The organism is Euhalothece natronophila Z-M001 (genome assembly GCF_007904085.1).
Classification (GTDB): domain Bacteria; phylum Cyanobacteriota; class Cyanobacteriia; order Cyanobacteriales; family Rubidibacteraceae; genus Halothece; species Halothece natronophila.
The window spans coordinates 2,466,661-2,488,619 of sequence record NZ_CP042326.1; the positions used below are offsets into that span (position 1 = coordinate 2,466,661).

Below are 21,959 nucleotides of genomic sequence, written 5' to 3' on the forward strand. Positions count from 1 at the left end.
TTTTTTATGATCGCACCTGAATCAAGATATCATCAGCATATTGTCTCGATACTAGATCATATCAATACAATTCCTTGAAAGTGGAGTTACAATAACCTCCCTTTACTTTGGGGATGGGCAACAACTACCGTACAATTGGATGAATAATAACGAAACCTATCTCAATCACCCCACTTTTGGATTACTGTATCGGGTTTGTGTCGTTGAGCAAAACCGAGAAATTTATACTACCCTTTATGCTCAGCGCTTGTTTTTCCTAGTGATAACCACAGACACAGGCTTATCTTTTGAACCAAAAAGTCGTTCTGAAGCACGGTTAATCATTGAAAACCAACTACGAAAGCTCCGTCGTTCGGGTTCACAAGAAGAATATTCCGCTTTGAGTAAGACTTATAGAAATCTTTTTCAATGACTGGTAACATCACAAAACGTATTCAAGAAATTCAAGAGACAATTCCCTCAACGGTAAGACTGATTGCGGTGACAAAAACGGTTTCCACTGAAGCCATCCGAGAAGCCTATGAGGCTGGAATTCGAGACTTTGGGGAAAATAAAATTCAAGAGGCACTTGCTAAGCAGGAGAAGTTACAAGACCTAAATGATATCACTTGGCATTTTTTGGGACATTTACAAAGCAACAAGGTAAAACAAGCTCTCCTCCATTTCCATTGGATTCACACCTGCGATCGCGTTAAAATTGCTCAACGGCTAAACCGTCTCCTCGGAGAATTAGAAATTACGCCTCCGAACCTTCTTCTACAAGTTAAACCTCTCAAAGATCCAAACAAGTACGGTTGGGAAATTCCAGAATTATTAGAAGCTCTTCCTACTCTCAATGAGTATCAACACTTAAAAATCAAAGGATTGATGACAATTTTGCCTCTCAATCAATCTACCGAAGAAACTCAAGCTGCATTTACTAAAGTTCGTGATTTAGGGCAAAAAATCAACATACAAAAAGATCTAAGCTTTACCATAGAAGAACTTTCTATGGGAATGTCTGCAGATTATCCGATCGCGATCGAAGCTGGAGCAACCATGATCCGCCTTGGGCGAACCATTTTTGGCGAACGTCCACATTGACCTCCTCCCCCGCCCGCGCTTCTTGCGTCGCTATAACGGGGGATTCGGGAGAACCAGTTACCTGCTCCTCCATCCACTCAAACAATACCAGTTGTTTAGGGTTGCTAGGCTCAGTCTCCAACGAAACTGATGTCTCCTCACTGTTTCCAGTGTCCTCTGTTACTTCAGAGTTAGCCGTAACTTCCTGAGTGACCCCCAGTAGCTTAGACAGACTAACATTTAATTGTTCGAGCCCTCTGTTTGCGATGTTAATCGCAGCCTGATTGTCTGCGTCCTGAACATGACCACATTCAATACAAGCAAACTTTTCGCCTTTCCGATTTTCTCTGTCAATCTGTCCACAAGCCGAACATTGTTGAGATGTATGTTTAGGGTTAACTTCAACCACAAGACAGCCAAACTTCGCAGCTACCGACTGTATTTTTAGCTTGAGTTCTCCCCAAGAACAATCTCGGATTAACCGATTTAATGCTCTCTTAGCAGACTGACCATTTTTAAGATAGTTTCCATTTTCATCTTGCTTTGGTTGACATCGCTTAATCATCCCCTTGATATTCAAATCTTCTAAAACAATGACATCAGCCAATCTGACTAACTGGTTAGCTACCTTCCATTGATAATCCGTTCTTTGATTAACAATCTTTTGGTCTAGTCGAGCTAATTCTTGGTAGGCTTTCTTCTGGTTTTTAGAACCTCTCTTTTTTCTACTGGCTCGTCTTTGTCTGATGATTTTAGTGCGTTCTAATCGTTTCTCAAATTGAGGATTCGCTATTTGCTCTCCGTTACTTAAAGCTAATAGTTTATTTGAACCTAAATCTCCTCCCACCACTGAACTTATCTCCTCAATGTTTTTTGGAGAAGACTGAGGTACATCTTGATTCTCTAATCCAATGGAAACATACCAACCATCTGCTTTTCTCCTTACGGTCACACTTCTTAGAGCGAAGCCTTCAGGAAAAGGACGAGACTGAAAAAATCTCATCCACCCAATTTTAGGTAAATAGATTTTGTTCCCCGTGACTTGGACTTGGTTGGGAGGATAGTTAAAACTCTTAAACCGTTGTCTGGTCTTAAACTTAGGATACCCTCTCCCTTCAAAGAAGTTCTTGAAAGCTACCTCTAATCTTTTCAAGTTTTGCTGTAGAACTGTGGAATGGATTTCACGATACCAAGGACGAGCCTTTTTCAGGGTACTTAATTCTGAAGATTGATGCTCGTAAGCGTTTCGCTTCTTACCATTAGATTTATAGGGAGATCCTAAGTTGGAATTTTTAGAAACCGAGCAAGTTAAAGGACAACATTCGGATTCCGTATCTAGATCACAATAGTTACCTAACTTAGGCGATTTAACTTGTTCGTAACTTTCAATTCTATCTCGCAAACAGTAGTTGTAATGAGCGCGAAGCATATTTAGCCACTGCTCCATTACATTAACTTGAGAGAGTTTTGGTTTTAGTTTGAACTGATACGAGACAAGCATAGTTATTTAGGTTATAGTCATTAGAGTATAGCACATTTATTTACAATATGGCTAAGACTCAACTCAATCTTAGAATCGAAGAATCGGAAATGAGAATTTTACAAAAGTATGCTCAAAAGACAGGTAGAACCAAGACGGACATTCTTAGAGAGTTTATCCGTTCTTTGAAGTTTTCTGTCTAAGGATGTCCGATCAGACTTCTATTTGTTTGGTGACGATTCATCCCCCATTAACCTAACGGTATAATGGGTCTCTTCTCGTCACATCCAGATAAAACATTTTTCAATTTCAAAAATTCAGAGTAGAATTAGCCTTAACGTTAACTTCCTTATAGGAGTTAATGTTTGCTTGATGTGAGGAGTAAGTGATCTTGATTAGATTAATTTAAGTTTAAATTAAGAGAACATTCTTCTAAAATGGCTAGCATAGTTCAACATTTAGATTAATTCGCTGTATTGTTTTTGAAGGGAGAAGAAAATAGTGAGTAACGTATTTAACAAATTAAAGGATTTTGTTGGCTTTAATGAGCCAGTGGATCTTGAAGACGACGATCTTGGGTATGATGAGGATGATGCCTATCCTGCTGAAGAACCAACAGTTCCCGTGGCAACAGAACGTCCAAACCGACGTGCCGTAAGCCAGTCATCCAATCGCTTTGCTGCCTCTTCTAGAGAAACCACTAGCTCTACTTCTAAAAGTAATGTGATTGGTATGCCAGGAACGAACAATAATGGACTCAATGAAATTGTCGTCATTGAGCCACAATCTTTCGAGAAAATGCCAGAGGTGATTCAAGCTCTCCGCGAACGAAAAACGGTTCTCCTTAACTTAAATATGATGGAGCCGGATGAAGCGCAACGAGCCGTAGATTTTGTTGCCGGTGGAACCTATGCCATTGATGGCAATCAAGAGCGCGTCGGAGAAAGTATTTTTCTCTTTACGCCCAACTGTGTCAATGTTACCAGTCGCTCTCATAGTACCCCCTCTGCTACCCAAACGGCAGCTTCAGGGCAAGTACAACAGATGGCAACTGCTACAGCAAACTGGCATAAACCAGAGGATTCGATCGCGCAGTAACCTCGATAAGTTAGGGTGAGGGGGGAAAATAACGAATCACGAAATAACAGTGTCTATACGATTTGGAATGATTGGTGGCGGGGTAATGGGTGAAGCAATCCTTTCTCGCCTCCTTGCACAAGAATTTTACGCTCCAGAAGCGGTTTTAGTGAGTGACCCTTCACAGGAAAGACGGGAAGCCCTAGAACAACGCTATCAGGTACAGGTTACCGATAGTAACCGCAAGGTGATGCAGTCGGCTTCAGAAGTGCTATTACTAGCGGTGAAGCCTCAAGTATTACCGAAAATTGAGTCAGATTGGGATGGGGCGCAGGAAAATTTAGAGCATCGTCCTTTGTTAATCTCTATTTTGGCTGGCATCCCAATTTTACGGTTAAAAGCAGGGTTAGACCCATTGCCAGTGGTGCGGGTAATGCCGAATACGAATGCAACAGTCGGGCAAGGTATGAGCGCGATCGCGTCAGGATCAGGATTACGCCCAGAGCAACTGACTCTTGCTAAAGATATCCTCAGTACTGTGGGCAAAGTGGTAGAAGTGCCAGAAAGTGCCATGGATGCCGTAACAGGGGTTTCAGGGTCAGGGCCAGCCTATGTTGCCATGTTAGTAGAGTCTTTAGCTGATGGTGGAGTTGCTGCTGGCTTATCTCGCCAAGTGGCCTTAGAACTAGCTATGCAGACGGTATTAGGAACGGCGACGCTGTTGCAAGAAGAACAACTACATCCCGCCCAACTGAAAGATCGCGTCACGAGCCCCGGTGGAACAACGATTGCTGGCGTTGCCGAGTTAGAAGCTGCTGGGTTTCGTTCGGCGATTATGAAGGCAGTACAGGCGGCAAAAGCGCGATCGGAAGAACTTGGGAAATAACTGCTTCTTGTTTCACTACTCAAAATCGTTATGAGTATGATATAGTGTTTACAGATTGTAAACCTCAAAGTTAAGGAGTATTGCTCATGACCGAAGGATGCCTTAGAGTTGGACAACAAGCCCCAGACTTCACTGCCACCGCAGTAGAAGACCAAGAATTTAAAACCGTTAAACTCTCTGATTATCGTGGGCAGTACGTGGTTTTATTCTTCTATCCTTTAGACTTTACCTTCGTTTGTCCCACTGAAATTACCTCCTTCAGCGATCGCGCTCAAGAATTTAAAGACCTCAACACCCAAGTAATGGGCGTTTCCGTTGATAGTGAGTTTTCTCACCTCGCTTGGATTCAAACCGAGCGCAAAAACGGTGGCGTTGGCGACTTAAATATTCCTCTAGTTTCTGATATTAAAAAAGAAATTAGCAGTGCTTATAATGTGCTTGATCCTGATGGCGGCGTTGCCCTCAGAGGATTATTTATCATTGATAAGGAAGGAACAATTCAACACGCTACAATTAATAACTTAGCGTTTGGTCGGAATGTGGATGAGGTATTACGCACCCTGCAAGCGATTCAGCACGTACAGGCAAATCCCGACGAAGTTTGCCCTGAAGGCTGGAAACCCGGCGAGAAAACTATGAATCCTGATCCTGTTAAATCCAAAGTTTACTTTGCTTCTGTTTCATAAATAGCTGTTTTTATCAACTTAATTAAGGCGATCGCCTCTGGTATTAGAACAGATGCGCGATCGTCTTGTTTTTTTATTAGAAGGGGTAAACTACTCTCCTGAATTTACTCGGGACTCAGCTTTTGCCATTACTTCTGCTTTATCTTCTAGCATTTGACCCGGATAATGTTCTAATTCCTTAGTAGAAAGGGCAATGCGTCCTTGATGTTCATCCACATCCACAATCATTACCTTAAGGGTTTCTCCTACCGCAAAAAGAGATTCTAGAGACTCTACCCTTTTTTGACTCACTTGTTTAATATGAAGTAATGCCGTTACCCCTGGGGCAACTTCTACAAAAGCACCATAGGGTTTTAGGTTTACAATTTTGCCTTCAACCAAGCGACCGGCAATAATATCTCCCATAGCATCGGCCTTGGCTGCTTCCCGCTGGGATAAAACTAAGCGGTTCTCTTCAGGATTAACCTCAATCAATAAACCAGTCACTTTTTGACCAATTAAATCATCTAAATTATCTGAAGCAAGAAGATGCGATCGCGGCATAAAGCCATGCATCCCCATAATGTCGCCTTTAATTCCACCGCGATTAGTTCCGGTAATTTCCATTTCTAAAGGTTTGCGTTCACTTTCATATTCTTGCAAAGTTTCCCATACTTGTTGTCGCTGTAATTCTCGGCGCGAGAGAGTCACTTGCCCATCGGCATCTTGTTCCCGAATCACTAAAAATTCCAGTTCCTCATCGAAAGGAATTACTTCTTCAAAACTATGAACAGAACCTAAAGCTGCTTCCTTAAGAGGGAGAAGTCCTGGGGATTTACCCCCAATATCAATATAGGCAACATTATTATCATAATTAACAGCTTGTCCTCGTACAATTTGCCCTTTTTGGAACTGGTAATCGTAATCAGAAAGAGCTTTTTCAAAATCGTCTTGAGAAAAAGGAACGTTCGCTTTAGATTCAGGAGATGGATTATAATCGGAGGTCATTGTAAATATCAAAAGTAGTCGTAAAGAAAGTTGGGAAAACCAGAAAAATGACTCAAGGCTTTCCCGAAGGCTTTGGAAGTTATTTCAAAATTTCTTGAAATAATCCTTTTACTCGTTCCCAGGCATCTTGAGCTGCACTAGGTTGGTAGCTAGCCCGTTGGTCACAGAAAAAGCCGTGATCGGCTCCATCATAACGAAATATGCGATGGGGAATATTCTGTTTTTTCAGTTCTGCTTCAATTTGATCCACTTGTTCTAAGGGAATTAAGGGGTCTTCGGTGCCAAAGAAGGCGTAAATTGTCCCTTGAATGTCTTTAGTGCGGGTAATAGTGGGTTCACCACCCCCAGGAGTTTGAGTGGCGATACCAGCCCCATAAAAGGAGGCTGTCGCTTGAATATCAGGGAGAGTCGCTGCTAAATAGGCAACATGACCCCCAAAACAGAAGCCAATACAGCCAAACCCCTTACCTTGGCATTGAGGAAGAGATTTGAGGTAGTTAATGGCGGTTTGAATATCATTGAGGAGTTCACTGGCTTTGGTTTGTTCTTTATATTTTCTGCCTTCCTCTAACTCTTCAGCAGAATAACCCACGGAAAAACCGGGAGCTTGTCGTTGATAGATTGCTGGCGCGATCGCGATGTATCCTTCTTGTGCTATGCGATTAGTAACATCTTTAATGTGATCATTTACGCCAAACACTTCCTGAATTACAACTACCCCTGGATAAGTTCCGCCGATGCTAGGTTGAGCGAGATAAGCATCAACTTGGACATCTCCCGCATCAAGTTTGATATTTTCCGTTTTTAAATTAGAAGCAGTCATTTTTATCGTAATTTAGTAGCCATCTTCCCTCTTGAATTTTAGTTTAATTTTTGTCTTTGAGGAGTCCATCTTCTAAATAAGTAATGTCATCAGCCATATCTCTAATTCTAGGATCATGGGTAACAATTAAAACCGTACAATTATTTTCTTTTGCTAAACGACGCAGTAACTCCGTTACCCGATGTCCACTGGTAGAATCTAGGGCAGCAGTAGGTTCATCAGCCATAATTAAAGGAGGATTTCCAGCTAAGGCTCTTGCAATCGCTACCCGTTGCTTTTGTCCCCCTGATAAATCTCTTGGCTTATGATTGGCATATAACTCTAATCCTACTTCTTCTAATAATCGTTGTGCTTCATAGCGCGCTTTTTCCCCTTGTATTCCTTTAATATTCAGGATAATTTCGATATTTTCGGCAGCAGTTAGGGCGGGGAACAAATTAAAATTTTGGAAGATAAATCCAATGTATTGGCGACGAAAAGCAGTTCTCTTTTTTCGCGACAGTCGTGTGATTTCTTTCCCCAATAAGTAAACTTGCCCTTGGGTGGGAGTCAGTAAGCCAGCAAGAATAGACAGAAATGTAGTTTTTCCAGAGCCAGAGGGGCCCATTAGAAGCTGAATACTGCCTTGATTTGCTTCCCAGTCAATTCCCTTGAGAATCGGAACTTCTTGCTTTCCTGCGTGAAAAAACATTGTAATCTGTTCCGCACAAATAGAGGGATTGTATCCTGGGGCGAGGTTGCGAGGGGACTTAGATGGTCGCAAGCTTTTAAATAACACAATACTTGAGAAATTACGCCTTGAATACCACTGCTGGATCAACTCGATTTACTTTTTGAATGGCAAAAATTGCAGATCCTATACACATGATAAGGGTAAGAATAAAAATCGCGATCGCGCTTGTGGGGGTAATCAATAATAAAGTTCCCTGATTAATATTAATGCCATAAGCAATCCCTAAAGAGAGAATCATTCCGGGGAGATAGCCTAAAATTGCCATCCACACTGCTTGTTCAATGATCACCTGATAAATCATTTGTGAGGAAGCCCCCATCGCTTTCAGAGTGCCAAATTCTTTAAGATGGTCAGAGACGGATGAATATAAAATTTGACTGACCACAACAATGCCGACAATAATCCCCACCACTGTCCCTAAGCCTAAAATAAAACCAATCCCTGTGCGCTGTTGCCAGTAATCTTGAGTAACTTGGATTAATTCGTCTGGCGTATAAGTAGTGACATTGTTTAATTGGGTTTCTAATTCCTGTCGAACCGTTGTAATCTCTTCTCCAGGGGCAACTTCTACTAAAATAAAAGTAATCACATCAGAAGCGGCTAAATTGCGCGGGGGTTCTTCTGGATCAGTTTCCGTAGGTTGTTGATCAGGATGAAAGACATTGACACATTCGAGTCGCGAACCTTCTTGGGGTAGCTGACAATTGACTCGTGAAGTTTGCCCGGCTCTTAAATAAGCATTGGCATTGCGAAGAGAGGTAAGAACAAAGGCATTAGAAATCATCGAAGTATTACTCTCAGTAATCCCAACAATTTCAGCAGGGAGAGAATTCATTTGCACTTGGTCTCCCACTCCTGACACTTGCAAAGTTTCTTGATCTGTGGTGTCTATAATGACGCTGTAAGGCTGATTTAAGTTTTCGATCTCTCCTTCTAACATTCTTTCAGGTTGATACAGCCAACTATTAGGGTTAAAGCCAATGACTCTAGCGCGTTCAATTTCTCCTTCTCTGGGAAACCATTGCGCGCCAGAAAAAATTAATCCTTCTGCTCGTTGCACCCCTGAAATATCACGAGCCTTAAGTAAGTCAGAAACTGGGATCGGGAGAGTCAATTCTAATTGGACTAAGGTGTCGGAGGTAACCCAAAGATCAGCATGGGAATTGTTGATTAACTTGACCGTGGATAAACTAAAACCACTGAATATACCAGTTTGAATTGTAACTAGAGTCACCGCGAATAAAATGCCTGCTTGGGCAACTAAAAATCTCGGAATATCCTCTAATAAGTTTTTACGAGCAAGAGAGACCATCAGAAGCAAAAAATAAATAACAGTGAAAAGCAGATCCCATTTCTAACAAGAAAGAGGGTCAGTCATCACAAATGAGCAACAGAGAAGAAATGACTAACCCACCTATTTCTTAACCGTAAGCAAAGTCTCTAGAAATGAGAGCATACTCTACTTCCGATGTTAAACGCGCTGTTCCACCTCCGCAATATTCAAAATGGTTTGCAACACCGAATCAGGATTTAAACTCATGGAATCAATTCCAGCTTCTACGAGAAACTCAGCAAATTCAGGATAATCACTGGGCGCTTGTCCACAAATGCCAATTTTTCGTCCTTTTTTCTTCGCCGTTTCGATGGCAAGTTTAACCATTCGTTTCACTGCTTCATCCCGTTCATCAAATAAATGAGCGACTAATCCTGAATCCCGATCTAATCCTAAGGTTAATTGGGTTAAATCATTAGAACCAATGGAGAAGCCATCAAAGACATCACTGAATTGATCAGCCAAGATGACATTACTGGGTAACTCGCACATGACATAGACTTCTAAGCCATTAACCCCTTGTTCTAAGCCATTTTTTGCCATTTCTGCAATTACGTCTCGCCCTTCTTGGGGAGTACGACAGAAAGGAATCATGGGAACGAGATTGGTTAAGCCCATTTCATCCCGAACTTTTTTCAGTGCCTTACATTCTAAAGCAAAGGCTTCTCGATAATTGGGATCGCAGTAACGAGATGCACCACGCCAGCCTAACATGGGGTTTTCTTCTTTGGGTTCAAATTGATTGCCACCAAGAAGGTTGGCATATTCATTGGTTTTAAAGTCCGACATCCGCACAATGACGGGTTTGGGATAAAAGGCTGCGGCAATCATTCCCACGCCTCGTGCTAATTGATCCACGAAGAAGTCTGGTTTGTAATCATAGCCACGGGTGAGTTCGCTGATTTTATCTTGCACTCGTTCATCTTCGAGTTGATCAAAGTAGAGCAGGGCAAGCGGATGGGCTTTGATATGATTGGTAATGATAAACTCTAGACGGGCTAATCCCACCCCATCAGCAGGAATGCCAGCTAAGGAGAAGGCTTGATCAGGATTACCAATGTTCATTAAAATTTGGGTGTGTGTTTGCGGTAAGTCCTCTAAGGAGTTTTCTTGCACTTGGAAGGGTAATAAGCCCTCATAAACTTTCCCTTCTTCTCCCTCGCTACAGCAGACTGTTACTTCTTGTCCTGATTGAATGAGTTTTGTTGCATCACCACAGCCGACAATGGCAGGGATTCCCATTTCACGGGCAATAATAGCAGCGTGACAGGTTCTTCCTCCTTGATCGGTAACGATCGCGCTGGCTTGCTTCATAATCGGTTCCCAGTCGGGATCGGTGCGTTTCGTCACCAGAACTTCTCCCGGTTGAAAGCGGTCAATATTTTTTGCATCAATAATGACTCGGGCTTTTCCTTGTCCAATGGTAGAACCAACACTGCGCCCAGTGGCTAGGACGGTACTATGGTCTTGTAACTGGTAAGTTTGCAGGATGTTCCCGACTTTCTGGGATTGGACAGTTTCGGGACGGGCTTGGACAATAAAGATTTCTCCAGTAAGGCCATCTTTTGCCCATTCAATATCCATGGGGGTATGATGTCCCCGTAAACTGGAATAATGGTCTTCAATGGTAATTGCCCAGCGAGCTAATTGCAGGATTTCGTCGTCTTGGAGGCAAAATTGAGCGCGATCGCGCGGAGAAACCGCAACATTATGAGTTTGTTTCGATCCTCCCGTATCATAAATCATTTTCATCCCCTTCGTGCCAAGGCGTTTATCTAAAATCGGCTGATAGCCTTCGCTGAGAGTGGGCTTAAACACGAGATACTCATCAGGATTAACTGCCCCTTGCACCACATTTTCTCCTAATCCATAGGCGGCGGTAATCAAAGCAGCATTTTTAAAGCCGGTTTCTGTATCAATGGAGAACATAACCCCGGCACTGGCTAAATCCGACCGCACCATTTTTTGAACTCCCACAGAAAGGGCAATGGCAAGGTGATCAAAGCCTTTATTTTCTCGATAGGAAATGGCACGATTGGTAAATAAAGAGGCAAAACATTTATGGCAGGCTTCTAATACCCCCTGTACGCTATGAATATTGAGATAAGTTTCCTGTTGCCCAGCAAAACTGGCTTCGGGTAAATCTTCGGCGGTAGCGCTGGAACGCACTGCTACATCCGTTTCATCCCCGTAGCGTTGACAAAGTTCTTCGTAAGCCTCAGTAATTGCTGTTTTTAGGGAGTCTGGGAAAGGCGTATTTAAAATCAGCGATCGCGCTTTTTTTCCTGTTTTCTGTAAACTATTCACATCATTAATATCCATCTGGGCAAAGAGTTCTCGCAGTTTTTCTTCTAACCGAGCTTCAGCAATAAAATGTCGAAACGCATAAGCAGTGGTGGCAAACCCATCTGGAACATTCACCCCTTGCTGTTTCAACTGCTGAATCATCTCCCCTAAAGAGGCATTTTTCCCGCCAACCAATCCTACATCTTGGTTATTTACCTGGTTGTACCAGAGGATGAGAGCGGTATCTTTATTTGCTAGTGATTGAGATTTTTGTAAGGTATTAATCATGATTTTTTGCCCTTATTTCTCATACCTTAATTATATTAAATATCCCAATAATTTTGGTTTTTTCTTATCACTTTTTGATAATTTTATTTTTATTCTTAAAAACTATTATAAATTTCGCATAAAATATTAAAAATATGATAAAATTTGGGATTAGTTAATTAATTGAAAAATGGATGCAGTAACCTTGTAAGTAACGATCAACAAAAGAGGAATTATGTCAACGAACCCCTTTCCCCATCGCACTAAAATTGTCGCCACTATCGGTCCAGCTAGCCAATCTGAAGATGTTATTCGGCAATTAGTCAAAGCGGGGATGAATGTTGCCCGTCTTAATTTTTCTCATGGTAGCTATGATGATCAAGCAGCGGTCATTGCCAGACTGCGGAAAGTTTCTCAAGAATTAGATACCCCCATTACCCTATTACAAGACTTACAAGGCCCCAAAATTCGCGTGGGGTGGTTGCCTCATGGGGAAGTAATGCTAACTAAAGGAGAGACGGTGATCCTCACTCCTAATTTAGAAAGTAGTGACAGCAGGGATCTCATTCCCATTGACTACCCCTATTTAGCAGAAGAAGCTGAACCTGGCGCTCAAGTCTTACTCGATGATGGACTCTTAGAATTAGAAGTGGAAGCCATCAAAAATGCTCAACTTCATTGTCGCGTTATCAGCGGGGGGCTTCTTAAAAATCGGAAAGGGGTTAATTTTCCGAACTTGACCTTAAGTTTGCCTTCTTTAACCGAAAAAGATCAACAAGATTTAGAATTTGGGATTGAACAAGGCATCCACTGGGTTTGTTTAAGCTTTGTGCGACAAGTCGAAGACATTCGTCACCTGAAGCAGTTTTTACACCATCGAGGGGCAAATATTCCAGTGATTGCTAAAATTGAAAAGCCCCAAGCAATCGAACATCTTCAGGAATTAGTTGCCGAATGTGATGGGTTAATGGTGGCAAGAGGGGATCTAGGAGTAGAAATGCGCCCAGAACAAGTCCCTTTATTACAAAAGCGAATTATCACCACTTGTAACCAAACAGGGATTCCTGTCATTACCGCAACGCAAATGCTAGAGAGTATGATTCACTCTCCGCGCCCCACTCGTGCCGAGGCTTCTGATGTGGCAAATGCGATTATTGATGGTACTGATGCAGTGATGCTTTCGGGAGAGTCAGCAGTGGGAAAATATCCCGTACAAGCAGTGGAAATGATGGCGCGGATTGCACAACAAGTAGAACCAGACATTGAATTTGTTAATCATCCCCCAGCAGAAAATACCGAAACTCATGCTCTCAGTGAGTCTCTACGTTGTATTGATCAGATGATGGAATTGCGATGTATTGCCTCTTTTACCACGACTGGATTTACTGCCCGTATTGCCTCCGATGAGCGTCCGAAAGCGCCCATTGTCGCCTTTACTCCCAATATAGACGTTTATCATCGCTTAAATTTAGTTTGGGGGGTAAAACCATTATTATTAAATCCCAAAGAGCAAGGGTTAGAACCTTTGATTGCAGAAATGGAATCTTGTTTATTAGAACGGGAATTAGTACACTCAGGAGATAAAGTATTAATTTTAGGTGGTTCACCAGTACAACGAGCAAAAGGAACTAATTTTTTGAAAATTCATTCAATTACTTAAATTATGAAGGAAAAATTTTTACTGTGGCTCGATCGCGCTTTAATGGCTGATTTATTTTTGGTATTAGCCAGTTTTTTCTGGTTTGCCATTGCTTTAGTGGGGCGTTCGGCAGATATTCCCCTAGGCTTAGATTTATGGTACAGGCTCTGGGAACCGGTATTTACCCCCGCCATTGGCATTTTAATGTTAGGGGCAATTGGTAATGGCATTATTCGCCAGATTACCAAACGATTGGGTTAATTAAATTTTGAATATCAGTAAGGCTGTTGTGGCGAAAAGCCTTAACCCCAATGGTATAACAACTGATCACTTAGATAAGGATAATCGCTATATCCCTCACAAACCAATTGGGCTTTCTCCTAGGAACGGAGAGGGAGGGATTCGAACCCTCGATAGAGTTGCCCCTATACAGCATTTCCAATGCTGCGCCTTAAACCACTCGGCCACCTCTCCAACTTTCGATCACGGTTTAAAATTGTACAATATAAGTTCCGTTTTTTGTTCACTTTTGCTGAAATTTCTGGAAATTTTTGTCTGATGACACGCCATTACAAAATTCACGTTTACAATCGCCAAACAGGAACCCAACATACAGCAACGATTCCTGATGATCAATATATTCTGCAAAGTTTAGAGGAGAAAGGGATTAAGTTGCCATTTTCTTGTCGCAATGGGGCTTGTACCACTTGTGCGGTGCGACGGATTGAAGGGGAAATTTATCACCCCGAAGCAATGGGATTGTCTCCACAGTTAGAAGAAAAGGGCTATAATTTGCTTTGTGTCGGCTATCCTCGCTCTGATTTGGTAGTGGAAACCCAAGATGAGGATGAGGTGTATGAACAGCAGTTTGGTCGCTATTTTGGCAAGGGGAAAATCCTGTTTGGCATCCCCTTAGATGATGATTAAATCAACTAGGTTATTCCAAATAAAGTTTGCAGCGCGATCGCGCTACTTTTCTCCATTTGCCCATAGCTGAATAGCCAAGGCACATTACTGGGAAGCGTTTTCTCTAACCAATCCCCCACATAAGGGCTGCCATAAACAATGACTGCTTGGAGGGAGTTTTGATGAGATAAGGATTCTAATAGGGCTTTTGTTGAGTCATTTAGCCCTGATTCACCACGAAAAGGGTTGCCTCTGGTAAAAATTTGCACAAGTGTGAGGGGGAATTTTTCAGGGGATTGGGGAAACATTTGAGTTTGTCCCAGTAATTGCAACTCATAACCGAGTTTTTCTGGAAGCGCGATCGCGCTACTATTTTCATGAATGTGATCACAGTGGAGAAGATCATCAACAATCACTAAATTTCGGCCCCCTGTCTGAGAAATGGGCAATTGGCCATGAGTCTGTAAAGAAGCCTTTAAAATCTCTGTGGTTGTTTTTTCCGCAAGGGGCGTAGATAATTCTTTGATAAAATTTTCCGTAGGTGGGGTAATGCGTGCTTTTTTCTTCGCTTCCCAAATGCGACTTAAAGAGGCTGTAATCCGTTGCCTCGAAAGGCGACCCGTATTCACTGCATCAGCAATCGCCGCGATCGCGCTTTCAGGATTTTCTGGCATTAAAATAATATCAGCCCCCGCTTCAATGGCAAAAATGGGTAACTCTTCAGGAGAAGCTACTTCCTTTAAAGCCCCCATCACTAAGGCATCAGTGACAATTAATCCCTGAAAGTTCAAATTAAACCGTAATTGTTGCGTCAGCGCTGTAGAAGAAAGGGTTGCTGGGAAAACATCATCCCAAGCTGGCACCAAAATATGGGCACTCATTACTGCATCTACCCCTTGCGCGATCGCGCTTTTAAAAGGAGGTAATTCCACCTCATTTAACCGATCTGCCCCCACTGTTAACACAGGCAAGGAGAGATGAGAATCTGTTGCCGTATCCCCATGCCCCGGAAAATGTTTAGCAGTAGTTAAAACAGGATAGCGGTGTGCCCCGTCAATAAAAGCAGTCGTTAACTCACTAACCGTCTGGGTATCTTCGCCAAACGCTCGCACATTAATCACCGGATTATCAGGATTATTATTCACATCCACCACAGGAGCAAATAACCAATTAATCCCTAAGGCTATAGCTTCTTGCGCGGTAAGTTCTCCCATCTTGGCGGCATAGGCTTTTCCTTCTTCTCCCATCCCACTTAACGCCATTGGTGGCGGAAACCAAGTTGCCCCTGCAAACCTTTGCCCCACCCCTTCTTCAATATCTGCCGCCATTAAAAGGGGAGTAGCAGCCCAACCTTGCAATTGTTGAGTCCGTTGAGCAATTTCGGGAGCACTACCCCCCAATAAAATTACGCCTCCAACGTTCAAACTTTCTAGCCAGTAGCGTAATTTTTCATTAGTCGGTTCCCATTGGGGATAGCGAATTTGCTGATCAAAAAGATGCCCTGAAGCCCGAACAACGATCATCTGGGCAATTTGTTCTTCCAATTGCCATTGGGTGTAGTCTGGAAGCGTCGCCATTAATTTTCTAATTCCTTTGCTTCATCCGTTTTTTCTTCCCGTTTTTCACTAAGTTGATTAATTAACGATAACGTGCGATCACCGAGTTCTAGAGAACGGTCTTCATAAAATACCACTTCTGGAGTCCGACGTAATCGTATTCGTTGCCCTAACTCACGACGAACAAACGCTGTAGAAGACTTTAATCCTGCCATCGTTTCAGTTTTGGCTTCTTCCGTGCCATAAATACTGACAAAAATTTTGGCATGTTGGAGATCATTAGACACATCTACATTGGTGACACTGACCATTCCTGCGCCTACTCGGTCATCTTTGATCCCATTAATCAGCATTTGACTTACTTCTTGCTGAATGAGGGATGCGACCCTTGCCACACGGCGACTGGTTGCCATTTTCTTTCCCTATAGTAATGTTCTCTTTTAAGTTTAACAATATGCCGAGAAATCCCCATCAAGGCATATCCTATTGGAGTTTAATACAGCCCAGGGCTGCTCGTCAATTTTTGATGGGGGCAAGGCGTACAACAAACGACTAGGAAATTAGTCTCTTGAAGAGGGTGGATTATGCCCATTGCTGGAAACTAAACTACTTTCTGACTGGTCGGAACTCGCCCGAGATTTTTCACTGTAATAGTAGGTGTAGTAATAGTGATAATCAGTGACTGATCCTTGTACAATTCCGTTAGCTACGGTTCCTAAGACTGTAGTTTTTGGGACACCTAAAATATCAATCACATCTTTAAACATAGACTTATCGACGACTCCGAGTCCCGCTACTAAGACCAAACCATTCGTCAAAGGCGTAATGATTCTGGCATCTGCTAAACCACCTAATGGTGGTGTATCGTAAAGGACTAAATCAAAGGATTCTTCCCATTCCTTTGCCAATTGTTTCATCATGTTAGAAGAAAGAAGGCTCGTGGGATCAGGAGGAATGGGTCCTGAAGTTAAAAAGTAAAGATTATTATTAAACGTAGCCTGCTGAATCGCTTCTTCACTACTGACTCGACGGGAAATCACACTAGAAAGCCCATGTTGATTAGAGAGTTCTAACATCTGGTGTAGCTGAGGGATCCGAAGATCGGCATCAACTAATAAAACTCGTTTACCAACAGCTGCAGCAGCCTGAGCTAAATTTAGAGTTACAGTGGACTTTCCTTCTCCCGGAATTGAAGAACTAACAACTAATGACTTGATTGGGAAATCAGGATTCATGAAAGAAAGATTGGTATGCAGCGATCGAAACGCCTCACTAAAGTTAAAGGATAAGTTGTTCAATATTGTGGGCTTAGAGGAGGCAGGCAAAGTTGGAGAACTATTTTCTTCAGCCGAAAGTTCCTCTGTCTCTGTTGAATGGGACTGAGTTTTTAATTCCTCAACTCTTTGTAATCCCCCCTCATAGGGAATTACCCCAATCATTGGTAAATTTGTAGCTTGCTTGAGTTCGTCAGGGCTATGGAATTTATTGTCCATTTTTTCAGCTAAAAATGCTGCTCCTGCCCCTGCTAATAAGCCTGCCATCAATCCTACCATTACACTATTATCCTCCTCTGGCAATCGTCGGGCTTGACTCGGCTCTTCTAAAGTTTGCCAAGGCTGGGCCTCTTGCGCTGCTTGCATGGCTAACTCTTCCCGACGCTCAGTAAAGCGTGCTAGGTTTTCCTGAGCCGTATTTAAGCGTTGATTCATGCCGTCATACTCTCGGGCCAGGTCAGTCATTTGCTCTAGTTGCTGACGAACTTCGTCTTCAGCTTCTTCCAGAGCGGAATTACGGACATTGAGAACCCGAATTTGATTAGTTGCTCCAATTAAGTCTTGAGTGAGGGAAAGGCGAATAGGGTTAGGAGAGGTTACTTGTTCTCGAATTTGCTCTGGGACTCTTTCTTCTCCTAAAACCGCTGACGACTCTTCTCTTAATAACTCTAAAATTAAATCTCTTTGTTCTCTCAGTGCTTGAATATCAGGACTGTCTTCAGTAAAGCGTCCTAGTTCTAGAGCAATTTCCGTTTCTTTGTCCTTCAGTTGATTCAACAGTTCTTGATAGCGAGGGGCCTCACTGAGAGCAACCGTGGTCATTGCTTCCTCTAAACTTAATCCTAGTTGGTCTAATAGGCTATCGCGCAGGGAGGTATTTTCTTGAATTTCAACATCTGTAGCTTGTTGACGTTGTTGTAGCGTATTAATAGTTCCAGAAAATTGACCTGCAGTTTGCACCGGATCAACTACTTCATTTTCTTGACGGAAACTTTGAATTTGATCTTGGATCGATTCTACTCGCTGTTGTAACTGTGGTAAGCGCTCATCAATTAACTCGATAACCCGTTGTTGTCCAACCTGCTGTTGTTGTTCAGAGTATTCAATGTAACGTTCCGCCACTGCTTTAAAAGTCTTAAACCAGAATTTAAGCAAAATAGTAAGCCATTGATACCTCGCCCCCAAAAACGTTGAGGCCAAATTCGAGACGTAAGAGAACGTCTAATTTCAATAGTTTTTGTCTTTTCCTTAGGTGGAGCTAAGCAGTTGCCTAATGTATATGCTGGTTGACCCGTAATAACTTTAACCTCTATGTTATATTGAGTGAATTGCTTGGCTAATTCCTCTATTAGCTGTCCGGTTGCTGCACAGTCAGGGGGATAGAATTGAGTAACAATAGAAATTTTAGGCACATTCATACTACCAATCACGTCAGTTTGTTTCCTTTATCATAATCTATCAATGACTGGGTGTCATATTGATATGTTCCTATATTTTACTTGAATTATAGTCAAATAACGTAAGTGTAACTACTTAATTTTTATCCTTTCTTTAAGAAAAACTTGTTTTTCATTACTTATCGGCAATTAGTTCCGTTGAGTTAACGGTTGAGGCGTTGTAAGGCAATAAATCGGGTTACAATCTCACTAACTGACTTTGAATGGGGAAATTGGAGTAATTACACCAAGTAGTATTATAAATTCATTTCATGGCAAAACAACGTCTTGATACATTATTAGTGACTCGTCAATTTTGTGAATCTCGCCAGAAAGCGCAACGTTTAATTCGCGCGGGTGAGGTTAAGGTGAATGATCATGTGATTGATAAGCCGGGAACTGTTGTGGATACCGAAGCCCATTTATTTGTGGTGCAGGCCCCTCCTTTTGTATCGCGAGGAGGAGAAAAGTTAGCTAAGGCGCTATCAGAATTTCCCATTACGGTGCAAGGGCGTATTTGTTTAGACGGAGGAATTTCTACGGGAGGCTTTACCGACTGCTTGTTACAAGCTGGTGCGAAACAAGTGTATGGGGTAGATGTAGGCTATGGACAGGTTGCCTGGCAGTTACGTCAAGATGAACGGGTGATTTTGAAGGAAAGGACAAATTTACGCTATTTGCACCAAAAAGATTTGTATGGCGATGCCCCTGCTGCTGATTTGGGTGTACTTGATTTATCGTTTATTTCTCTGACTAAAGTGTTAAAGCCACTCTGGGATTTACTATCTGTACCAAGAGAAGCAGTGGTATTAGTTAAGCCTCAATTTGAAGTAGGGCGCGATCGCGTGGGGGAAAAAGGGGTGGTGCGATCTGCTAAGGATCACTACGCAAGTATTACTCAAGTTATTACTGCTAGCAAGGAGTTGGGGTGGACTCCTTTAGGGTTAACTTATTCGCCGCTACGGGGTCCGGCGGGCAATATTGAATACTTACTCTGGCTACACAGTGATCCCCCAACTAATCAAACCTCTATAGTCAGTGAAGAGGCAATAGAAACTCTCACACAAGCTGCAACGCAGAACCTAAATTAATCCATTTGCGTCTCTTTGGCTTGTTCAATTTCTTGAGGAGAAAGTTTCTGGTCACGTTTTTCTTGAGGGAAAGTGCCTTGAGCTTTTTCCATATCTTTTTTAGAGATGGAATGTTGTGATGAACTTGTATCAGGTTTTTTCTCTGATGTTAAGACATCTGTCCAAATTTGCAGTTGTGGTCCCGAACTCGCTAACCGAATAATCATCCCATTTTTAACGGCTGCTCGACTAATTCGTTTCCCATCACAAAAAGTCCCGTTAGAACCAGTATTGACAACTTCCCAATCTTTTCCTTTTCGCCGAATTTCCACATGATGGCGAGAGACAACAGCACTATAGAGGGTAACTTCATTATTGCGAGAACGACCCACCCTAATCACTGACTTTGGTTCAAAACGCCAAGTCTGAACAGCTACCGAATGCTGCGGATGCAGTAAAGTGAGCGTTATCATTGGGGTTTGACTGTCCAACGATTGCTCCGGTGATGCGATGTTTGGTTCGTTATCGCCAGAGTAAGTCGGTTGAGATGATGCCATTATTATAGTGAGACTCTGCTGATTATTGCAATTAAGGGGATTCCTCGACTAAGGCGTTCCCTACCTGATTATTATAATCTCTTTTTCCGATCATATTTGTTTTTGTGCTTCAAAGATCGTTAAATTTGTTTGTCCTTTGTCCTTCTTCCTTTATTATTTGTAAAGTAATGACGAATGACGAATGATTAATCACTAATTAATGATTAATTTTACTGGCAATGGGCATCCGCCAACCTGTTCCAAAGGCGCGATCTGTGACTTTTAGCCCTGGGGGGGCTTGACGGCGTTTAAATTCTGCTTTTCGCACTAAATTAGTAACTTTCTTGACTGTATCTTCTGCAAAGCCAGCAGCCATAAGTTCATCAATTCCCTGATGTTCATGGATAAAACGATGTAAAATTTCATCTAAAATTTCATAGGGGGGAAGGGAGTCTTGATCTTGTTGATCAGGTTTTAGTTCTGCACTAGGGGCTTTATTAATAATATTAGAGGGGATAATTTCTTGGTCTTGGTTTAGCCAGCGACAAAGAGAATAAACTTGCATTTTAGGAACATCAGAAATGACGGCAAGCCCCCCATTCATATCCCCGTATAATGTACAGTATCCTACTGCCATTTCCGATTTATTTCCTGTAGAAAGTAGTAAATAGTTAAATTTATTGGCAATTGCCATTAATAAGTTACCACGGATTCTTGATTGTAAATTCTCTTCAGCAACTCCAAATTCTGTTCCCGAAAATAAGGGGGCTAACATTTCATCGTAAGCGTTCATTGCTGCTTCTATGGGGAGAGTTGTGCTAGCAATTCCTAAATTTTTAATCAAGGCTTTTGCATCGGTAATCGAACCTTGAGAACTATAAGGGGAGGGCATTAAAACTGCTAGAACGTTATCTTTTCCTAAGGCAAATCGCGCGATCGCGGCTACTAGCGCTGAATCAATTCCCCCACTTAATCCAATCACGACTTTCTTAAATCCACATTTACGAGTATAATCCTGTACTCCTAATACTAGCGCTTCCCACATTTCTTGATCTAAATTATCAATGGTTGGGGCAATATTGGTGGACATTAAATCTTGTTTTTGGGAACTAAATTCAGCGATCGCTAAATCATCTTGAAAGGCTTTAGCACGAGTTACCAATTCACCCTTGCGATTAATTGCTATACTTCCGCCATCAAAAATTAAATCATCATTTGCTCCCACTTGATTAGTATAAATAATAGGGATTTTATAATGATTAGCACTATGACTAAGCATCTTAGTTCTTAGATTTTGCTTACCGACACTATAAGGAGATGCCGATAAATTAACAATGAAATCCACTCCTCTTGTGGCTAAGTCTTCTAAAGGATTATGTTGATAATTCCGTTGTCCCCAAAAGTTTTCATCATTCCAAAGGTCTTCACAAATAGTTACACCAACGTTAAGAGGAATTATTGAATTTTGCTCCGAATTTAGTTTAATCACAAAGCAATTCGTTTCTTTTGCTGGTTCAAAATAACGAGCTTCATCAAACACATCATAAGTAGGAAGTAATCGTTTATGAAAGTAGTTAATCACTTTTCCATTTTCAATGAGAGCAATACTATTATGAAGGGGCTTTTCTCCTTTTTCTGCTGCGTGAGGATTAGAAGTCGCAACTCCCACTAAAACGGTTAATTGTGGCGGTAATTCTTGGGCTAACGCTTCTAATTCTTGGGACATTTTTTTTAAGAAGCTAGGATTGAGGAGATAATCCCGAGGCGGATAGCCACATAAAGAAAGTTCTGGAGTTAATAGTAACTGGGCATTTTCTTTTACCGCTTCTTGAGCAGCATTTAAGATATTTTTGGCATTGCCTTTTAAGTCACCGATGGTAGAATTGAGTTGCGCGATCGCGATCTTCATAACTTAATTTCCT

The 21,959-nt window shown here is 42.0% G+C and carries 21 protein-coding genes and 1 tRNA gene; 10 read left to right on the forward strand and 12 right to left on the reverse strand.

Annotated features, from left to right (window positions below; translation table 11 throughout):
- The first annotated feature begins 139 nt into the window (after positions 1–139).
- Positions 140–412 (forward strand): transcriptional coactivator PipX, encoded by a 273-nt coding sequence (gene pipX / locus FRE64_RS12130; RefSeq protein WP_146296484.1) that lies wholly within the window; start codon positions 140–142, stop codon positions 410–412.
- The gene (locus tag FRE64_RS12135) at positions 409–1,083 is read left to right on the forward strand and encodes a YggS family pyridoxal phosphate-dependent enzyme (RefSeq protein WP_146296485.1); all 675 of its coding nucleotides are present in this window, start codon (positions 409–411) and stop codon (positions 1,081–1,083) included. Before pipX ends, FRE64_RS12135 begins: the two co-directional genes overlap by 4 nt.
- On the opposite strand, the gene FRE64_RS12140 is transcribed toward FRE64_RS12135, so the two are convergent.
- Positions 989–2,563, reverse strand: a complete 1,575-nt coding sequence (locus FRE64_RS12140) for an RNA-guided endonuclease InsQ/TnpB family protein (protein WP_246140308.1) — start codon at positions 2,561–2,563, stop codon at positions 989–991. The genes FRE64_RS12135 and FRE64_RS12140 overlap by 95 nt on opposite strands.
- Before the next feature lie 89 nt (positions 2,564–2,652).
- On the opposite strand from FRE64_RS12140, the gene FRE64_RS12145 reads away from it, so the two are divergent.
- The 4 genes from FRE64_RS12145 (at position 2,653) to FRE64_RS12160 (ending at position 5,191) form a co-directional block, all read left to right on the forward strand.
- The gene (locus FRE64_RS12145; RefSeq protein WP_246140431.1) at positions 2,653–2,745 is read left to right on the forward strand and encodes a hypothetical protein; all 93 of its coding nucleotides are present in this window, start codon (positions 2,653–2,655) and stop codon (positions 2,743–2,745) included.
- A 298-nt stretch (positions 2,746–3,043) separates the two neighbouring features.
- On the forward strand, positions 3,044–3,640 hold the full coding sequence (locus FRE64_RS12150) for a cell division protein SepF (protein WP_146296486.1): 597 nt from the start codon (positions 3,044–3,046) through the stop codon (positions 3,638–3,640).
- Between the two features lie 49 nt (positions 3,641–3,689).
- Positions 3,690–4,505, forward strand: coding sequence for a pyrroline-5-carboxylate reductase (proC, locus tag FRE64_RS12155; RefSeq protein WP_146296487.1), 816 nt, complete (start codon positions 3,690–3,692; stop codon positions 4,503–4,505).
- A gap of 86 nt (positions 4,506–4,591) precedes the next feature.
- Complete coding sequence (locus FRE64_RS12160; protein WP_146296488.1) at positions 4,592–5,191, forward strand: peroxiredoxin; 600 nt, start codon at positions 4,592–4,594, stop codon at positions 5,189–5,191.
- Positions 5,192–5,281: 90 nt separating this feature from the next.
- Here FRE64_RS12160 and FRE64_RS12165 read toward each other — a convergent pair whose 3' ends face one another.
- The 5 genes from FRE64_RS12165 to ppsA form a co-directional block, all read right to left on the reverse strand.
- Positions 5,282–6,178 carry a S1 RNA-binding domain-containing protein gene (locus FRE64_RS12165; protein ID WP_146296489.1) on the reverse strand — a complete coding sequence of 299 codons (897 nt, stop codon included), beginning with the start codon at positions 6,176–6,178 and terminating at the stop codon, positions 5,282–5,284.
- A 79-nt stretch (positions 6,179–6,257) separates the two neighbouring features.
- Positions 6,258–7,001 (reverse strand): dienelactone hydrolase family protein, encoded by a 744-nt coding sequence (locus FRE64_RS12170; RefSeq protein WP_146296490.1) that lies wholly within the window; start codon positions 6,999–7,001, stop codon positions 6,258–6,260.
- 43 nt (positions 7,002–7,044) lie between these two features.
- On the reverse strand, positions 7,045–7,692 hold the full coding sequence (locus tag FRE64_RS12175) for an ABC transporter ATP-binding protein (protein WP_146296491.1): 648 nt from the start codon (positions 7,690–7,692) through the stop codon (positions 7,045–7,047).
- Positions 7,693–7,792: 100 nt separating this feature from the next.
- Positions 7,793–9,046: an ABC transporter permease gene (locus tag FRE64_RS12180; protein ID WP_146296492.1), complete on the reverse strand. Its 1,254-nt coding sequence runs from the start codon at positions 9,044–9,046 to the stop codon at positions 7,793–7,795.
- Positions 9,047–9,205: 159 nt separating this feature from the next.
- Entirely contained in the window at positions 9,206–11,641 is a 2,436-nt protein-coding gene (ppsA, locus tag FRE64_RS12185) for a phosphoenolpyruvate synthase (RefSeq protein WP_146296493.1), read from the reverse strand.
- A gap of 214 nt (positions 11,642–11,855) precedes the next feature.
- Here ppsA and pyk point away from each other — a divergent pair, with 214 nt between their 5' ends.
- Positions 11,856–13,280 (forward strand): pyruvate kinase, encoded by a 1,425-nt coding sequence (pyk, locus tag FRE64_RS12190; RefSeq protein ID WP_146296494.1) that lies wholly within the window; start codon positions 11,856–11,858, stop codon positions 13,278–13,280.
- 3 nt (positions 13,281–13,283) lie between these two features.
- Entirely contained in the window at positions 13,284–13,520 is a 237-nt protein-coding gene (locus tag FRE64_RS12195; RefSeq protein WP_146296495.1) for a hypothetical protein, read from the forward strand.
- A 126-nt stretch (positions 13,521–13,646) separates the two neighbouring features.
- Here FRE64_RS12195 and FRE64_RS12200 read toward each other — a convergent pair.
- A tRNA-Ser gene (locus tag FRE64_RS12200) sits at positions 13,647–13,733 on the reverse strand.
- Between the two features lie 84 nt (positions 13,734–13,817).
- Between FRE64_RS12200 and FRE64_RS12205 the strand changes: the two genes are divergently transcribed.
- Positions 13,818–14,186, forward strand: a complete 369-nt coding sequence (locus FRE64_RS12205; protein WP_146296496.1) for a 2Fe-2S iron-sulfur cluster-binding protein — start codon at positions 13,818–13,820, stop codon at positions 14,184–14,186.
- 5 nt (positions 14,187–14,191) lie between these two features.
- Here FRE64_RS12205 and FRE64_RS12210 read toward each other — a convergent pair whose 3' ends face one another.
- The 3 genes from FRE64_RS12210 to FRE64_RS12220 form a co-directional block, all read right to left on the reverse strand.
- Positions 14,192–15,742 carry a glycoside hydrolase family 3 N-terminal domain-containing protein gene (locus FRE64_RS12210; protein ID WP_146296497.1) on the reverse strand — a complete coding sequence of 517 codons (1,551 nt, stop codon included), beginning with the start codon at positions 15,740–15,742 and terminating at the stop codon, positions 14,192–14,194.
- Complete coding sequence (rbfA, locus tag FRE64_RS12215) at positions 15,742–16,134, reverse strand: 30S ribosome-binding factor RbfA (RefSeq protein ID WP_146296498.1); 393 nt, start codon at positions 16,132–16,134, stop codon at positions 15,742–15,744. The genes FRE64_RS12210 and rbfA overlap by 1 nt, the downstream gene beginning before the upstream one ends.
- Positions 16,135–16,281: 147 nt before the next feature.
- A complete protein-coding gene (locus FRE64_RS12220; protein WP_146296499.1) occupies positions 16,282–18,117 on the reverse strand; it encodes a polysaccharide biosynthesis tyrosine autokinase in 1,836 nt (611 codons plus the stop codon).
- A 586-nt stretch (positions 18,118–18,703) separates the two neighbouring features.
- On the opposite strand from FRE64_RS12220, the gene FRE64_RS12225 reads away from it, so the two are divergent.
- Positions 18,704–19,522: a TlyA family RNA methyltransferase gene (locus tag FRE64_RS12225; RefSeq protein ID WP_146296500.1), complete on the forward strand. Its 819-nt coding sequence runs from the start codon at positions 18,704–18,706 to the stop codon at positions 19,520–19,522.
- Here FRE64_RS12225 and FRE64_RS12230 read toward each other — a convergent pair.
- Both FRE64_RS12230 and FRE64_RS12235 read right to left on the reverse strand, forming a co-directional pair.
- Entirely contained in the window at positions 19,519–19,974 is a 456-nt protein-coding gene (locus FRE64_RS12230; RefSeq protein WP_146296501.1) for an FHA domain-containing protein, read from the reverse strand. The two genes, FRE64_RS12225 and FRE64_RS12230, sit on opposite strands and share 4 nt — an antisense overlap.
- Before the next feature lie 280 nt (positions 19,975–20,254).
- A complete protein-coding gene (locus tag FRE64_RS12235; protein WP_146296502.1) occupies positions 20,255–21,946 on the reverse strand; it encodes an NAD+ synthase in 1,692 nt (563 codons plus the stop codon).
- Between the last annotated feature and the right edge of the window lie 13 nt (positions 21,947–21,959).

Excerpts from the sequence above, each read along its gene's own strand:
- pipX (WP_146296484.1), top strand. The coding sequence starts at position 140 with ATGAATAATAACGAAACCTATCTCAATCACCCCACTTTTGGATTACTG.
- FRE64_RS12135 (WP_146296485.1), top strand. The coding sequence starts at position 409 with ATGACTGGTAACATCACAAAACGTATTCAAGAAATTCAAGAGACAATT.
- FRE64_RS12140 (WP_246140308.1), bottom strand. The coding sequence starts at position 2,563 with ATGCTTGTCTCGTATCAGTTCAAACTAAAACCAAAACTCTCTCAAGTT.
- FRE64_RS12145 (WP_246140431.1), top strand. The coding sequence starts at position 2,653 with ATGAGAATTTTACAAAAGTATGCTCAAAAGACAGGTAGAACCAAGACG.
- FRE64_RS12160 (WP_146296488.1), top strand. The coding sequence starts at position 4,592 with ATGACCGAAGGATGCCTTAGAGTTGGACAACAAGCCCCAGACTTCACT.
- FRE64_RS12165 (WP_146296489.1), bottom strand. The coding sequence starts at position 6,178 with ATGACCTCCGATTATAATCCATCTCCTGAATCTAAAGCGAACGTTCCT.
- FRE64_RS12170 (WP_146296490.1), bottom strand. The coding sequence starts at position 7,001 with ATGACTGCTTCTAATTTAAAAACGGAAAATATCAAACTTGATGCGGGA.
- FRE64_RS12175 (WP_146296491.1), bottom strand. The coding sequence starts at position 7,692 with ATGTTTTTTCACGCAGGAAAGCAAGAAGTTCCGATTCTCAAGGGAATT.
- FRE64_RS12180 (WP_146296492.1), bottom strand. The coding sequence starts at position 9,046 with ATGGTCTCTCTTGCTCGTAAAAACTTATTAGAGGATATTCCGAGATTT.
- ppsA (WP_146296493.1), bottom strand. The coding sequence starts at position 11,641 with ATGATTAATACCTTACAAAAATCTCAATCACTAGCAAATAAAGATACC.
- pyk (WP_146296494.1), top strand. The coding sequence starts at position 11,856 with ATGTCAACGAACCCCTTTCCCCATCGCACTAAAATTGTCGCCACTATC.
- FRE64_RS12195 (WP_146296495.1), top strand. The coding sequence starts at position 13,284 with ATGAAGGAAAAATTTTTACTGTGGCTCGATCGCGCTTTAATGGCTGAT.
- FRE64_RS12205 (WP_146296496.1), top strand. The coding sequence starts at position 13,818 with ATGACACGCCATTACAAAATTCACGTTTACAATCGCCAAACAGGAACC.
- FRE64_RS12210 (WP_146296497.1), bottom strand. The coding sequence starts at position 15,742 with ATGGCGACGCTTCCAGACTACACCCAATGGCAATTGGAAGAACAAATT.
- rbfA (WP_146296498.1), bottom strand. The coding sequence starts at position 16,134 with ATGGCAACCAGTCGCCGTGTGGCAAGGGTCGCATCCCTCATTCAGCAA.
- FRE64_RS12225 (WP_146296500.1), top strand. The coding sequence starts at position 18,704 with ATGGCAAAACAACGTCTTGATACATTATTAGTGACTCGTCAATTTTGT.
- FRE64_RS12230 (WP_146296501.1), bottom strand. The coding sequence starts at position 19,974 with ATGATAACGCTCACTTTACTGCATCCGCAGCATTCGGTAGCTGTTCAG.
- FRE64_RS12235 (WP_146296502.1), bottom strand. The coding sequence starts at position 21,946 with ATGAAGATCGCGATCGCGCAACTCAATTCTACCATCGGTGACTTAAAA.